Raw genomic sequence first — 15,474 nt, 5'->3', positions numbered from 1 at the left:
GAGCGCTATGAAACCCGCCCGGCCGATTGCGAGTTGCACTTCATGTCGTTCGCCTTCGACGGTTCCCACGAGGGTTGGATGCACCCGCTGATCAATGGCGCCAGCGTGCTGATCCGCGACGACAGCCTGTGGCTGCCGGAATACACCTATGAGCAGATGCACCGGCACAACGTGACGATGGCGGTGTTCCCACCGGTGTACCTGCAACAGTTGGCCGAACACGCCGAGCGCGACGGCAATCCTCCAGCCGTTCGGGTGTACTGCTTCGGCGGTGATGCGGTGGCCCAGGCCAGCTACGACCTGGCCTGGCGCGCGCTGAAGCCGACCTACCTGTTCAACGGCTACGGCCCGACAGAAACCGTAGTCACGCCGCTGCTGTGGAAGGCGCGCAAGGGCGACCCGTGCGGCGCCGTCTACGCGCCCATCGGCACGTTGCTCGGCAACCGCAGCGGCTACGTGCTGGATGCGCAGCTCAACCTGCAACCTATCGGCGTGGCCGGCGAGTTGTACCTGGGCGGCGAGGGCGTGGCCCGGGGTTACCTGGAGCGTCCGGCGTTGACCGCCGAACGTTTCGTGCCGGACCCGTTCGGCAAGCCCGGCAGCCGCGTGTATCGCAGCGGCGACTTGACCCGTGGGCGTCCCGATGGCGTGGTGGATTACCTGGGTCGCGTCGACCATCAGGTCAAGATCCGTGGCTTCCGTATCGAACTGGGTGAAATCGAAGCGCGCCTGCGCGAACAGGACAGCGTCGGCGAAACCGTGGTGGTGGCCCAGGAAGGCCCTACCGGCAAGCAGTTGGTGGCCTACGTGGTGCCGCTTGACCCGGCCCTGCTGGACGATGCCGTCGCCCAGGCCAACGGCCGCGAAACCCTGCGTCGCGCCCTGAAAACCCGTTTGCCGGACTACATGGTGCCTACCCACCTGATGTTCCTCGAACGCATGCCGCTGACCCCCAACGGCAAGCTCGACCGCAAGGGCCTGCCCCTGCCGGATATAAGCCTGATGCAGCAGGTGTATGTAGCGCCCCAGAGCGAACTGGAGCGCAAGATCGCCGCGATCTGGTGCGACGTGCTGCGCCTGCCGCAAGTGGGCTTGCATGACAACTTCTTTGAGCTGGGCGGCGACTCGATCATGTCGATCCAGGTGGTCAGCCGGGCGCGTCAGGTCGGCGTGCGCTTTTCGCCCAAGGACCTGTTCCAGCACCAGACCGTGCAGAGCCTGGCGGCAGTCGCCCAGGAAGGCGAGGGCGCAGTGCTGCTGGATCAATCGGCACTGAGCGGCGAGCTGCTGCTGTTGCCGGTGCAGCAGGCGTTTTTTGCCGATGACATCCCCCAGCGTCACCACTGGAACCAATCGGTGGTGCTGCAACCGCACCAGCCCTTGCAGGTGCCGCTGCTGGTGGCCGCGCTTGAGGCGCTGATCGTGCACCACGATGCCTTGCGCAGCACATTTGTGCAGGGGCCGGCGGGCTGGAGTGCGACGTACCGTGGGCCGCACCTGCACCAGGCCGACCAGGTGCTGTGGCAGACCACCTTGAATACAGTCGAGGAACTTGACGCCCTGGGCGAAGAAGCCCAGCGCAGCCTCGACCTGGAGGCGGGGCCCTTGTTGCGTGCGGTGCTGGCGCAACTGGCCGACGGGTCCCAGCGATTGTTGCTGGTCATCCATCACCTGGTGGTTGACGGCGTGTCCTGGCGCATCCTGCTCGAAGATTTGCAAAGCACCTACCAGCAACTGGCCCAGGGCGCCGCCGTGCAACTGCCGGCCAAGACCAGCGCCACCCGCACCTGGGCTGAACGCTTGCAGACGTATGCGCGCAGTGAGGCACTGCAACACGAACTGGCCTGGTGGCAGGCGCAACTGCACGGCAGTCCGTCCGGCTTGCCCGGCGCCGACCCGCAGGCCAGCCTGAGCAACCACCTGGCGCTGAGTGTGAGTACGCAGCTGGACCCGGTCTACACCCGTCGTTTGCTGCAGGACGCGCCGAGCGCCTATCGCACCCGGATCAACGACCTGTTGCTGACCGCGCTGGCCCGTGTGATCACGCGTTGGACCGGTGATGAGTCGATGTTGATCAGGCTCGAAGGCCACGGCCGCGAAGACCTGTTCGACGAGATCGACCTGACCCGCACCGTCGGATGGTTCACCAGCCTTTACCCGTTGAAATTGCTGCCGGCCACCACCCTGGCCAGCTCCCTCAAACAGATCAAGGAACAACTGCGCGCCGTCCCCGACAAGGGCCTGGGCTTTGGCGCACTGCGTTACCTGGGCGATGCCGAGGCCCGGCAGGCCTTGGCCGCGTTGCCACGCCCGCGCATCACGTTCAACTACCTGGGGCAGTTCGACGCTAGCTTCGACAGCGCCGAGCAGCCAGGGCTGTTTACGCCTTCCGGCGACGCCAGCGGTGCCGAGCAAAGCCCGGAGGCGCCGTTGGGTAACTGGCTGGAAATCAACGGCCAGGTGTATGGCGGCGAGCTGAAGCTCAATTGGAGTTTCAGCCAGGCCATGTTCGCGCAAGCGACTGTCCAGCAACTGGCCGATGAGTACGCCCGGGAACTCAAGGCCCTGATCGACCACTGCTGCGAGTCGGCCAACCGGGGCGTAACGCCCTCCGACTTTCCCCTGGCGAACCTGACCCAGCAGCAGCTCGATGACCTGGCGCTGAACGCCGCCGAGGTCGAAGACCTGTACCCGCTGTCACCGATGCAGCAGGGCATGCTGTTCCAGTCGCTGTACGGCGAAGGCTCGGGTGACTACATCAACCAGATGCGCATCGACGTGCACGGCCTGGATGTACCGCGCTTCCACCAGGCGTGGCAGGCGGCGGTCGAGCGTCATGAGATCCTGCGCAGCGGTTTTGTCTGGCAGGCCGAGCTGGACCAGCCCTTGCAGGTGGTCTACAAGCAGGTTCGCCTGCCGTTTGTCGAGCTGGACTGGCAGGCGCGCGACGATGCTGCCTTATCCCTCGACAGCCTGGCCGAGTCGGCGCGGGCCCAGGGCTTTGTGCTGGAACAGGCGCCGCTGTTGAGCCTGACGGTGGTGCGCACCGGTGGGTCGAGCTATCACTTGATCTACACCAATCACCATATCCTGATGGACGGCTGGAGCGGTTCGCAGTTGTTTGGCGAAGTCCTGCAACACTATGCAGGTGAACCATTGCCGGCGCCGACCGGGCGTTATTGCGATTACATTGCCTGGCTGCATGCCCAGGACAAGGCACTCAGCCAGGCGTTCTGGAAAGACCAGTTGATCAACTTGCAGGAGCCCACGCGCCTGGCGCGTGGCGCACAGGTGCAGGACGACACGGCCCTGGCGATTAACGGTGAGCATCGCCTGAGTCTTGACGCGCCGCAGACCGAGCGTCTCAAAGCGTTCGTCCAGCGCAACAAAGTCACCCTCAACACCTTGGTGCAAAGCGCCTGGCTGTTGCTGCTGCAGCACCACACCGGGCACGCCACCGTGGCGTTCGGCGCTACGGTGGCAGGGCGTCCGGCGCAATTGCGCGGGATTGAACAGCAGGTCGGCCTGTTCATCAACACCTTGCCGGTGGTGGCGACGCCGGATGCACAGATGTCGGTCAGTCAGTGGCTGCAGCAGGTCCAGCAGCAGAACCTGAGCTTGCGTGAGCAGGAACACACACCGTTGTTCGAGATCCAGCGCTGGGCCGGGCTGGGCGGCGAAGCGCTGTTCGACAGTATCCTCGTCTTCGAAAACTACCCGGTGTCCGAGGCCCTGGAGCAGGGCGCGCCGTCGGGGCTGCGCTTTGGCGCGGTGCAAAGCCTGGAGCAGACCCACTACCCACTGACGGTCCTGCTGGCGATAGGCGACAGCCTGGGCGTGGAGTTCAACTACGACCACAAGGCCTTCAGCGCAGCGCACATCCAGCGCCTGGCCGAGCACTTCCAGCAATTACTCATGGCATTGGCAGACGATGCTTCCCAATGCCTGGGTGCATTGCCAACCCTGGCCGCCGCCGAGCGCGCGACGCTGGTGCAGACATGGAACGCCACTGCGGTGGAATATCCTTTGGATCAAGCGGTGCATCAGTTGATCGAGGCGCAGGTGCAGCGCACGCCGCAGGCCCCGGCGCTGCTGTTTGCCGGGCACACCTTGAGCTACGCCGAATTGAACGCCCGGGCCAACCGCCTGGCCCATCGCCTGATCGCTGCCGGCGTCGGCCCGGACGTACTGGTGGGGCTGGCGCTGGAGCGCTCGATCGAAATGGTCGTGGGCCTGTTGGCGGTGCTCAAGGCGGGCGGTGCCTACGTGCCGCTGGACCCGGAATACCCGCGTGAGCGACTGGCTTACATGCTGCAGGACAGCGCTGTGCAATTGTTGTTGACCCAGGCCCACCTGCAGGCGCAATTGCCGGTGCCAGCCGGCGTGCAATGCCTGGTGCTGGAAAGCCTGGTACTGGAAAGCCTGGTACTGGAAAGCGGCGACGCCTCGCCGGACGCTTTCAGCGCCCACAACCCGAACGTCGCCGTGCACGGCGAAAACCTCGCCTATGTGATCTACACCTCCGGCTCCACCGGCCAGCCCAAGGGCGCCGGCAACCGCCATCGTGCGCTGACCAACCGGCTGTGCTGGATGCAGCAGGCGTATGGCCTCGAGGCCCGTGACAGCGTGCTGCAGAAAACACCGTTCAGCTTTGACGTGTCGGTGTGGGAGTTCTTCTGGCCATTGATGACCGGCGCACGCCTGGTGGTGGCCGCACCGGGCGACCATCGTGACCCGGCGCGGCTGGTCAGCCTGATCAACGCGCACCAAATCACCACGCTGCATTTCGTGCCGTCCATGCTGCAAGCCTTCCTGCAAGACGCAGAGGTGGCCTCGTGCCACAGCCTGCAACGCATTGTCTGCAGTGGCGAAGCCTTGCCCGCCGACGCCCAGCAGCAGGTCTTCGCCAAGCTGCCCGGCGCCGGGCTGTACAACTTGTATGGCCCCACCGAAGCGGCAATCGACGTGACCCACTGGACCTGCGTCGAAGAGGGCCGCGACGTCGTGCCGATCGGCCGGCCGATCGCCAACCTTTCGTGCTATGTGCTGGACGCCAACCTGGAACCGGCGCCGGTCGGTGTGTTGGGTGAGTTGTATCTGGGTGGGGTCGGGCTGGCGCGGGGTTATCACCGTCGTCCCGCGCTGACCGCCGAGCGTTTTGTCACCGATCCGTTCGGCAGCGGCGCGCGCCTGTATCGCACCGGCGACCTGGCACGTTATCGCGACGATGGCGTGATTGAATACGCCGGGCGCATCGACCATCAGGTCAAACTGCGCGGGCTGCGCATCGAGCTGGGTGAGATCGAAGCGCGCCTGCTGGAACACAGCAGCATCCGTGAAGCGGCCGTGCTCGCGGTCGACGGCACCCACCTGGTGGGTTACGTGGTGCTGCAACAGCCGCAGGACGATTGGAAAGTCGCGTTGGTTGCGCACTTGGCCGCGCAGTTGCCGGACTACATGGTGCCGGCGCAATGGGTGGTATTGGCGCAGATGCCGCTGAGCCCGAACGGCAAGCTGGATCGCAAGGCATTACCCAAGCCAGAGGCCCACGGCACCGGGCAGTACCAGGCACCCTGCAGCGAAATAGAGCAGCAGGTCGCGGCGATCTGGAGCGAGGTGCTGGACGTGGAACGCGTGGGGCTGCACGACAATTTCTTCGAACTGGGTGGCCATTCGTTGCGGATACTGATGCTCAAGGAGCGCATCCGCAAGGTCAGCGGTGTGAATTTGTCGGTCAGTCAGTTGATGCTCAATCCGACTGTGGCAGGGCAGGTCCGCTGCTTGCAGGGCGATCACCGAACGTCGTTGATCGTCAGGCTCAACCAGCAGACCGAAGGCACGCCGTTGTTCCTGTTCCACCCAAGCTTTGGCTCGGTGCATTGTTACACCGCGATTGCCCTCGCGCTGCGTGAGCAGCGCCCGGTATTCGGGGTGATGTGCCAAGCATTGGCCAAGGAGGGCGCGGCGGTGCCGCACTGGCAAGTGATGGTCGAGGATTACACCGCACAGCTGCTGATGGCCCAGCCCCACGGGGCGTTCCGCCTGGCAGGTTGGTCGTTGGGCGGTAACCTGGCGATGGAAGTGGCGCACGGCCTGGAACAGGCGGGGCGCGACGTGGAGTTTGTGGGGTGGATCGACGCCGCGCCGCCGCAGTGGGTCAAGCCTTACTGGGATGCGGTCGACGTGGGGGAAGATCGTGAGGTGTCGGCCAACGAGCGCCGCGCGGCGTTACTGGGCGTGATGTTCCCTGAGTTCGCCGAGGCGATACAGCGTGCCTGGGAGCAGTGCCAGCGCGATGCCGAGGATGAAGTGGGACAGTGGCAAGGGTTCGTGAGCTGGGCTGAGCGGGCATTGGGCGAAACCTTTACTGCCATCAAGGAGCAACTGCTGCACGGCAACGAAGCGCAGATTGCCTGGGACGTCGACCGCGCGTTGAGCGAACGCATGGTCGCGTCGGACTTCAAGCCGATCAAGGCGCCTGTCAGTTGCTGGTGGGCGTCCATGAGCCGGGCAGGGCGCTTCAGGGAATTGATTGAACAGCAGATGGCGAGAGTGATCAGCCAGGGACGCATCGAGCGTTCGGTGATGATCGAGACGGACCACGACGGCATTGTTGACAGCGCCGCGTTCATCCGCAGCCTGGCGCAGGCGATGGGGTAACCCGTCTCCAATGTGGGAGGGGGCAAGCCCCCTCCCACATTTTGCTCCCCATTACTCCGCCGATTGGGGAGCTTGTCGCCGTGCGGTCAGAGTTCCCAGCGATGCTGACCATTACGAGGCGGATCAGGACGGCATTATCCAATGTGGGAGGGGGCTTGCCCCCGATTGCGGTGTCACAGTCAACAGATGTATTGACTGACACACTGCCATCGGGGGCAAGCGCCCTCCCACATTTTGATCCCCATTAATCCGCCGATTGGGGAGCTTGTCGCCGTGGGGTCAGAATTCCCAGCGATGCTGACCATTAAGAGGCGGATCAGGACGGCATTATCCAATGTGGGAGGGGGCTTGCCCCCGATTGCGGTGTCACAGTCAACAGATGTATTGACTGACACACTGCCATCGGGGGCAAGCCCCCTCCCACATTTTGATCCCCATTAATCCGCCGATTGGGGAGCTTGTCGCCGTGGGGTCAGAATTCCCAGCGATGCTGACCATTACGAGGCGGATCAGGACGGCATTATCCAATGTGGGAGGGGGCTTGCCCCCGATTACGGTGTCACAGTCAACAGATGTATTGACTGACACACTGCCATCGGGGGCAAGCCCCCTCCCACATTTTGATCCCCATTACTCCGCCGATTGGGGAGCTTGTCGCCGTGCGGTCAGAAGTCCCAGCGGGTGCTGACCATCACGTTACGCGGCTCGCCGTAGGCGGCGGAGTTATAGAAACCCACGTTGGTGTAGTAGGACTTGTCGAAGATGTTGTTGAAGTTGACCGTCGCCGACAGGTTCTTGGTGACCTGGTAGCGGGTCATCAAGTCCACCAGCCAGTAGGATTCCTGGGTGATGTCCTGATTGGTTTCCAGTGGCCCGTTCCAGATCTCGTTCCAGCCCTTGGTCTGCCAGCGCACGCCGCCGCCGATGGTGAACTTGTCCAGGTCACCCTTGAGCTTGTAGGTGGTGTTCAGGTTGACCTGATGCTCGGGCTCGAACGTGGAGATCTTCTTGTCATCGTCATCGCGCGCGATCTTGTGGGTGTAGCCACCTTGCACTTGCCAGCCCGGGCTCAACTCACCGGAAATTTCCGCTTCGTAGCCTTTGGTTACGGCCTTGGAACCTTTGAATGCATAGTTCTGCGGGGTTGGCGTCTGGTTGTTGTACGCATCGTCGGAGATCGCACGGTTGGTCTCATGCACTTCGAAGTAAGCGATGCTGGTGTTCAGGCGGCCGTCGAAGAACTCACCCTTGAGGCCAATCTCGTAGTTTTGCCCTTCGTCCGGTTCCAGCAGTTTTTCGTCGCGGTCCTTATAGGTACTTTCCTGAGGCTGGAAAATATCGGTGTAGCTGGCGTACGCCGAGAAGTTGTCGTTGAGGTCGTAGATCACCCCGGCATAAGGAATGAACCGCCCGGTTTCCTTGTAGGAAGGGTTGTTGCCGGTGACGTGGTAGTTGGCCACGCGCCCGCCGAGGATCACGTTCAGGTCATCCATCACGTTCAAGCGGGTGGTCACGTAGTAACCCGTCTGACGGATGGTGTCATCGATGTGCTGCTGGGCCGGGCCGTAGATAGGCTTGGCGAGGTGGCCGTTCCAGTTATAGAAATCGACTTTGTTGCCGCCCGGCCATTCCGGCGACCAGTAACCCTTGCCCTGCCAGCGCGAGGTGCCGATCGAGCCGCCCACTACCAGTTCATGGTCGCGCCCGAACAGGCTGAAAGGCCCGGTGGCGTAGAGATCGGCGGAGGTGCTTTTGGTTTCGCCGGTGTACTTCTGCCCGTTGACTTCGGCAGTGCCATCGGCTGCCGGCTGGACGAACTGAATCGAACCGAGGTCGGCGTGGTAGCCGTTGATCTTGTGGTCGAGCTGGAACTTGGTCACCCAGCCGCTGCCCATGTCATGCTCGAGCATAGCGAACGCGGTTCGGGTGTTCTGCTCCCAGGAGCTCCAGGTGGTGCCGTTGTTGTAGGAGCGCGGCATCTTGTTGATGCTGCCGTTGGAATTGACCAGCGGGAAGGAGCCGGACCAGCTCGAACCCTGCGGAACGTTGTCCTGGTAGTCGAAGCCCACGGTCAGCAGGGTGTCGGGAGACAGGTCGAATTCGGTAATGCCGTAGTAGGTTTCGGTCCTGCGCGAGTAGTGGTCCATGAACGACTTCTTGTCCTGGTACGCGGCGACCGCACGCCCACGGACATTGCCGCTGTCGGTCAGGGGCCCGCTGACATCCACCTCACTGCGGTAGTTGTCCCAGGAACCGGCGCCCAATTGCACATGCCCCTTGAAGTCCGCTGTCGGCTTCTTGCGGATCAGGTTGATCGTCGCCCCCAGGGAGCCGGCGCCATTGAGCAGGCCGGTAGCGCCCTTGAGCACTTCGACGCGGTCGTAGATCGCCATGTCGCTCAAGGTATTGCCCGCCGAGTAACCGACGTTGCGCACGGTGGAAGGAATGCCGTCGTACTGGAAGCTGTTGACCGAGAAACCCCGGGAATAATAGTTGGTACGGTCGCTGTCATAGGCCGACACCGTGATGCCGGGGGTGTGGCGCATCACGTCATCCATGCTGTTGAGGCCGAAGTCCTCGATGTGCTGGCGCGTGACCACCGTGATCGACTGCGGGGTTTGCCGGGGTGTCAGGGTCAGGCGCGTGGCGGTGGCAATGGTGCCCGGGGTGTAGGAGTTCGAGCCTTCGGTGACGTTGCCCAGGTAGTTGGCGGTGACCTCGGTCGGGCTCAGTTCCAGCCCGCCCGCCGTGCTGGCGGCGGCCACGGTCAAGGTATTGCCGTTGAGGCTGTAGGTGGTCTGGCTGCCTGCCAGCAACGCATCGACGGCCTGCTGCGGCTGCATCTTGCCCTTGATCGCCCGGCTGTTCTTACCCTGCACGTCGCCAGGGCTGTACAGCACTTGCACGTTGGTCTGGCGGCCAAATTCCTGCAGCGCGCTCCCCAGCGGCTGTGCAGGAATGTTCAACTCGATCTCCTGGGCCTGAACATAGCCCGCCATCGGCAGCGCCACCGCCAGTGCCAGGGCACTCGGAAGAAGGTTCATGTTCAGGGCCCTGCGCATGGATAACGCTGTGCTCAGGGGGCTGAGACCGAGTCGTGCTGGCATGGATGCTTTCTCTTCTAGGTTTTAAGTGGGCAGTTATCGTATCTATTGAGGTTAATTCTCATTAGCACTAGTGAGACGTTCCTACCTGGAAAAACCGGAAAATAAAATTCATGCCGGTTCCATTTCGTGCACCACCTGGCCGGCGCGCAGGCGTACCAGTTGGTCGGCGATGTCGAAATAACGGTCGTCGTGGCTGATCACGATGATGGTCTTGCCCAGGCGCTTGAGGTCCGGCAGCAGCTCGGTGTAGAAGATCCGGCGGAAGGCCGGGTCCTGGTCGGCGGCCCATTCGTCGAACACCAGCACCGGGCGTTCTTCCAGCCAGGCATTGACCAAGGCCAGGCGCTTGCGCTGGCCGGTGGAGAGGTCGGTGGTGCTGAACACGCCGTCCTTGACGCTGACCTTGTGCGCGATTTCCAGGCGTTCCAGGTATTTGGTGGCGCTGTCCAGGGACTGGGCGGCGCTGCCCTGGACCAGGTCGTCGAACAGGTAGTAGTCGGAAAACACCGTGGTGAACAGCTGGCGATAGTCGTCGCGCTCAGGATCGGTGACCGCTTCGCCGTTCAGGCGAATCTCGCCGGCCTGGGGCGGGTACAGACCCAGCAGCAGTTTGATCAGGGTGGTCTTGCCGCTGCCGTTTTCGCCGACGATAAACACGATATCGCCTTGCTGGATACTCAGGTTGATCGGCCCCAGGTGGAACGGCTCGCTGCCCTCGACCGCCGGCGGGCTGTAACTCACGTTGCGCAGTTCGAGGCTGTTGACCACCGGTGTCGGCGCTTCGCTGTCATCCATCAACAGGTGCGGTTCCGGCGACGAAAAACGCTCCGACAGTTCACTGATGCGGCCAAACGCGATCTTGGCCTTGCCGACCACGGGCATGTAACCCAGCAGGTGTTCCAGCGGGCCTTTCATGTACAGCAGCACCAGCACGAAGCCGGTGATCACCGTCGGGTCCGGATTGGGGTTGTACGCCTGCATCGCCAGGGCCAGGCCGATGACCACGAAGAACAGCATCGAGCCAAACGTCTTGGCGAGGATGTAGATATTGACCGAGCGCACCTGGATATCGCTGATGCGGTCGGCGGTTTCCTGGATGCGGTGGGTGTTCATGCGAAACCGCCGTGGCCGGTGCATGCGCAGTTCCTTGGCGCCGGACGCAATGGCGTTGTAGTAACGCTGCAACTCGTCTTCATGGCTGCGCGCCAGGTCGAAGCCCTGGATGCCTTTGCCGCCGGCAATGAACTGCACGGTGCTGCCGATAATGATCGCCACAACCATCATCAGGAACATCGGCACCGACAGGTAGGCCAGGTAGCCCAGGCAGCCGAGGGTGACTGTGGCCGCGATGGCCAGCGGCGTGAACGCGAAGGAAAAGTCGCTGATGGTGTCGACGTCGTGGGTCAGCACCGGGATCAGGCGGTGGGAGCGATAGCGTTCGATCTGGCCGATGGGCGCCGATAACACCTTCTCGCCCAGGTCCTTGCGCAGGGCGGCGATGATCCGTTGCCCGACGTAGTTGGTGCCGATGTCGGAAATGATCGAACTGAACAGCGCCACCACGCACAGTGCCGCAAAGGTCAGAACCACGCCCTGGGTCATGCCGGCCGCCGAGTGCAGCGCGTTATTGATGGTCGCCAGCAGCAACGTAATGGCCAGGCCGCCCACCATGCCGAGGGCGACGGAGACCGTCACAATGATGCGAAAGGGCCGGAGCAGGGCGAGCATGCCTTTGAAGGCGCCGCGTTTGGGGTCGGTCATAAATACATCCCGGAGAGTGAAAAGAGGGGCTGGGCACACAGACCCTTACCCATGACAAACGAAGTGTCGGCGCGACTATTTAGCTCGGTGTGCCGGGCGGTGGCGGCGCTGGATAAATTGCGCGAGGGCTGGTTCGTTCTTGTTGGGTAGGCGCACGGGTATTCACGCCGTACGTATTCCTTCTGCGAGAGCGAAACAATGACGAAAAAGAACCTGGTGTATGTCTGGTCCCTGAGAAATGCCGCCGCCGACAAGGCCGGGCAGCCGGTGGCCTACAAGGACCACGAGCGCTACATGAAGTCGGTGCTGGAGTTTCTGGTGGGCTCGCTCAACGACACCGCGCTGGGCGACGCCTACAACCTGGTCGGGGTGGTGTACGACGACGATGAGCAGAATCCACGGGATCAGGCGCTGGTCGCCGATTATGGTTTCGCCTACAAGCCTGGCGGCCAGTGGTTGTACCCGGCCGACCTGCGCGTACAGGGCAAGTTGGTCAACGACCTGTTGCTGAGCGTACCGTCGACCTATCGTCGCCTGCCCCGGGGCAGCGCCGGGCATATCGCCGGCAAACAGGATTTCGAACGGCGCCTGCATGACGTGCTGGTCGAGTTGAAAGCCGACATTGTGGTGCTCGATGGCTTGCTGGTGATCCTCGATGAACTGGTACGCCCAGGCGCACCGTTTGCGCGGCGCATCATGAACATCCATCCGGGTATCACCCGCATCGAATCGCCTTACGAACGCCGTGGCGCCTATGCCACCTGGAACGCCTTATATGGCGCGCGTGGGCAGACCGTGGTGGACTGGACGACCAGGGCTACCACCCCCTCGGCGCCGCTGTACCTCACCGGCGCGTCATTTCACTATGTGGATAACGGCATTGATTCCGGCGAAGTGTTCCACGACGTCTTGAAGACCGAGATTTCGCCCGAAGACACCATCCTCGAACTGCGCTGGAACAACTTCAACAACAGTCTGTTCCCGGCGCTGCATGAAGGCCTGGAACTGTTGGCTAAGCAAGGCTGAATACAATCCTCCCGACGCATGGCGTTCAAATGTGGGAGGGGGCTTGCCCCCGATGGCGGAGGGTCAGTTGCAGAAGCATTCACTGACTGTCCCTCATCGGGGGCAAGCCCCCTCCCACATTGGATTGGTGTATGGCTTATAGACCGGGCACTACCCGGAAACCAAGCGTCTGCAGATAGATGTTGGTGCGGTTGCCGGAGCAGAAGGGCCGAATACACTCCTCCCGACGCATGAAATTCAAATGTGGGAGGGGGCTTGCCCGCGATGGCGGTGTGTCAGGCGCAGAAGCATGCACTGACGGTCCCTCATCGGGGCATAGGTGTCTACTCAACTCAGCAGCGCCCAACCCACGATGCGAAGCGAGCCGCTCTTGCTCTTGATCTGCTTTTGATCTTAGGCGCCCCGTTAAACCACGCTGGCCGAACGCAGGCTTGAATTCGTGGGTAACCCGGCAGGACGCCGGGTTAGCCGCACAGGGCCATGGATGGCCCATTGCGGCGGCCCACGGATTCAAGCCGGAGAGAGGGCACGCCGAGCCTAAGCGAGGTGCCGAGTGGTGGGGCAAGAGCGTTTTGCTTACTTTTGCGCTTTTCAAAAGTGAGCCGCTGTAAAAGCGGAACCATTAGCAGCCGTGACCGCAGAAACGGATATGTACTCGATCTGATCCAACATCCTGGTCGGCCCAGAGGCCGCCATCGGGGGCAAGCCCCCTCCCACAGTGGTTTTATATAAGTCAGGAAGACAGGTTTTGTAATAGTTTTGCGTTGTAGGAAATTTGTATTTGGGATGTAGGATTCAAGTCCTTTGGTTATTTCAGGACTTGCATGAACACCCTCTCGGAGCCCCCCAGTCGTCTTTCCCCAAGACACCCGCTGTCGTTGTTCCCGCTCGTACACCCCGTATTTCGTCGACTAACCTTGTCCCGGTCCAGTGACCGCGTTTTGCCGTGTCCGGCATTCTGAACCACTTGAATACAGAGAACCCATAGATGGAATGGTTAGCGGATCCAACGGCCTGGCTCGGCCTTGCGACCTTGATTGTGCTGGAACTGGTACTGGGCATCGACAACCTGGTGTTTATCGCGATCCTCGCGGACAAATTGCCGCCTGAACAGCGCGACCGCGCGCGGCTGATCGGTTTGTCCCTGGCCTTGCTGATGCGCCTGGGCCTGCTGGCGAGTATTTCCTGGCTGGTGACGCTGACCCAGCCGCTGTTCGAGGTGTTCGACAAGAGTTTCTCCGGGCGTGACCTGATCATGCTGTTTGGCGGTGTGTTCCTGTTGTTCAAGGCCACCATGGAGTTGCATGAACGCCTGGAAGGGCATGTGGCCCAGCACAAGGGCAACGTGGCCTATGCGATGTTCTGGCCGATCGTGGCGCAGATCGTGGTGCTCGACGCGGTGTTCTCCCTGGATGCGGTGATTACCGCCGTGGGCATGGTCGATGAGCTGGCGGTGATGATGATCGCGGTGATCGTGTCCATCGGCCTGATGATCGTCGCGAGCAAGCCGCTGACCCGCTTCGTCAACGCCCACCCGACGGTGATCATGCTGTGCCTGGGCTTTTTGATGATGATCGGCTTTGCGCTGACCGCCGAAGGCCTGGGCTTCCACATCCCCAAAGGCTACCTGTACGCGGCGATCGGCTTCTCGATTCTGATTGAAGTGTTCAACCAGATCGCCCGTTCGCGGCGCAAAAAGTCGGCGCAAGGTGTATTGCCGGTGCGTGAGCGCACCGCCCACGCGGTGATGCGCCTGCTCGGCGGTCGCGGCCTGGCGGTGGAGGAGGTCGGTGAAGAGGTGGCCGACCTGCTGGACGCGTCGGATGCTGCGCAAGGTCCGTTGTTCGATCGACGCGAGCGCGTGATGATCAGCGGCGTGCTGCAATTGGCTGAACGCCCGATCCGCACATTGATGACGCCACGGGCCAAGGTCGACTGTATCGACCTGGCGGACGATCCCGAGAGCATTCGCCTGAAACTGATGCATTCGTCCTACTCGCGGTTGCCGTTGATCCGTAACGGCGCGGTGGATGAGCCCCTGGGTTTCGTGCACAAAAAGGAATTGCTCAAGGAATACCTGGCCGGCAACGAGCCGAACCTGGAAGACCTGGCGCGCCGGGCGATCAATCTGCTGGAGAGCTTTTCGATCCTCAATGCCTTGGAGCAAATGCGCCAGGAATCCACGCATATTGCTTTCGTGATCAACGAGTTCGGTGACTTCATGGGCGTGTTGAGCATGACCGATATCCTTGAATCCATCGCCGGTGAATTGCCCGATGCCAGCGAGATCGAAGGGCGGGAGATCGTCGAGGATGGCGCGGGGTTTCGTGCCGATGGCGCGTTGAATCTCGATCAGGTCCGTCGGCGCACCGGTTTCAAGGCGGCCGCTACCGAGGATTACCAGACCCTGGCCGGGTTGGTCATGAGCCTGCTCGATCGCCTGCCCGTGGTGGGCGATCACCTGGAACATGAAGGTTGGCGGTTGACGGTGGCTGCGGTGCGTGAGCGCCGGGTGACGCAGGTGTTCCTTGAGCCTCTTTCAGGGCATAGCGCCTGAATAGGCCATCAAGGGTTTGCTCCTGGGTTGCCTGGGGGCCAAGCCCTTCGATGAATTCCTTGATCTCGCCATTGACGTGCGGGACAAGGGTGGGTGTCGCTCTCACGCCTGGCAACCTGGGGGTTTTTGCGATATCGACCACCAGGCATTTCACTGTTTTGTAATGCCGTGCAACCGCTTCAAAGCGCTCGGCTGCAGGGCCGCATCCAGGGCAGGTCTCTGAAACAAACAGTATGAATACGATTGGAGCGGACCTGACGATCGACTGATACTGCTCGTTGGTTGCAATAGCGTCCTTGGCGATACCCATGGTGACGTCCCTCGGCCAGCGTTTTTTGCCAACGCTAGGCCGATGGTTTATCG

At 62.1% G+C, this 15,474-nt stretch carries 5 protein-coding genes and 1 pseudogene; 3 read left to right on the top strand and 3 right to left on the bottom strand.

Translation table 11 applies throughout. The annotated features are described in order from the left end of the window. Window positions 1–6,660 (top strand): non-ribosomal peptide synthetase (locus BFP89_RS21520; RefSeq protein ID WP_141689123.1); only part of this gene is annotated, 6,660 nt, incomplete at its 5' end. Window positions 6,661–7,325: 665 nt separating this feature from the next. Here the strand turns inward: BFP89_RS21520 and BFP89_RS21515 are convergent. Further along, entirely contained in the window at window positions 7,326–9,767 is a 2,442-nt protein-coding gene (locus tag BFP89_RS21515) for a TonB-dependent siderophore receptor (RefSeq protein ID WP_083208129.1), read from the bottom strand. A gap of 108 nt (window positions 9,768–9,875) precedes the next feature. Next, on the bottom strand, window positions 9,876–11,528 hold the full coding sequence (locus BFP89_RS21510) for a cyclic peptide export ABC transporter (RefSeq protein ID WP_065887472.1): 1,653 nt from the start codon (window positions 11,526–11,528) through the stop codon (window positions 9,876–9,878). Between the two features lie 198 nt (window positions 11,529–11,726). Here BFP89_RS21510 and BFP89_RS21505 point away from each other — a divergent pair, with 198 nt between their 5' ends. Beyond that, entirely contained in the window at window positions 11,727–12,554 is an 828-nt protein-coding gene (locus BFP89_RS21505; RefSeq protein WP_065887471.1) for a N(5)-hydroxyornithine transformylase PvdF, read from the top strand. A gap of 988 nt (window positions 12,555–13,542) precedes the next feature. Beyond that, window positions 13,543–15,111 carry a TerC family protein gene (locus tag BFP89_RS21500; protein WP_065887470.1) on the top strand — a complete coding sequence of 523 codons (1,569 nt, stop codon included), beginning with the start codon at window positions 13,543–13,545 and terminating at the stop codon, window positions 15,109–15,111. Between the two features lie 40 nt (window positions 15,112–15,151). Here the strand turns inward: BFP89_RS21500 and BFP89_RS29780 are convergent. Further along, window positions 15,152–15,421: pseudogene (locus BFP89_RS29780) on the bottom strand (thioredoxin family protein); the annotation flags it as partial. Between the last annotated feature and the right edge of the window lie 53 nt (window positions 15,422–15,474).

Origin of the sequence: Pseudomonas sp. 31 R 17 (assembly GCF_900004915.1) — a bacterium.
GTDB lineage: Bacteria > Pseudomonadota > Gammaproteobacteria > Pseudomonadales > Pseudomonadaceae > Aquipseudomonas > Aquipseudomonas orientalis_A.
This window is presented reverse-complemented; position numbering and strand designations above follow the sequence as displayed.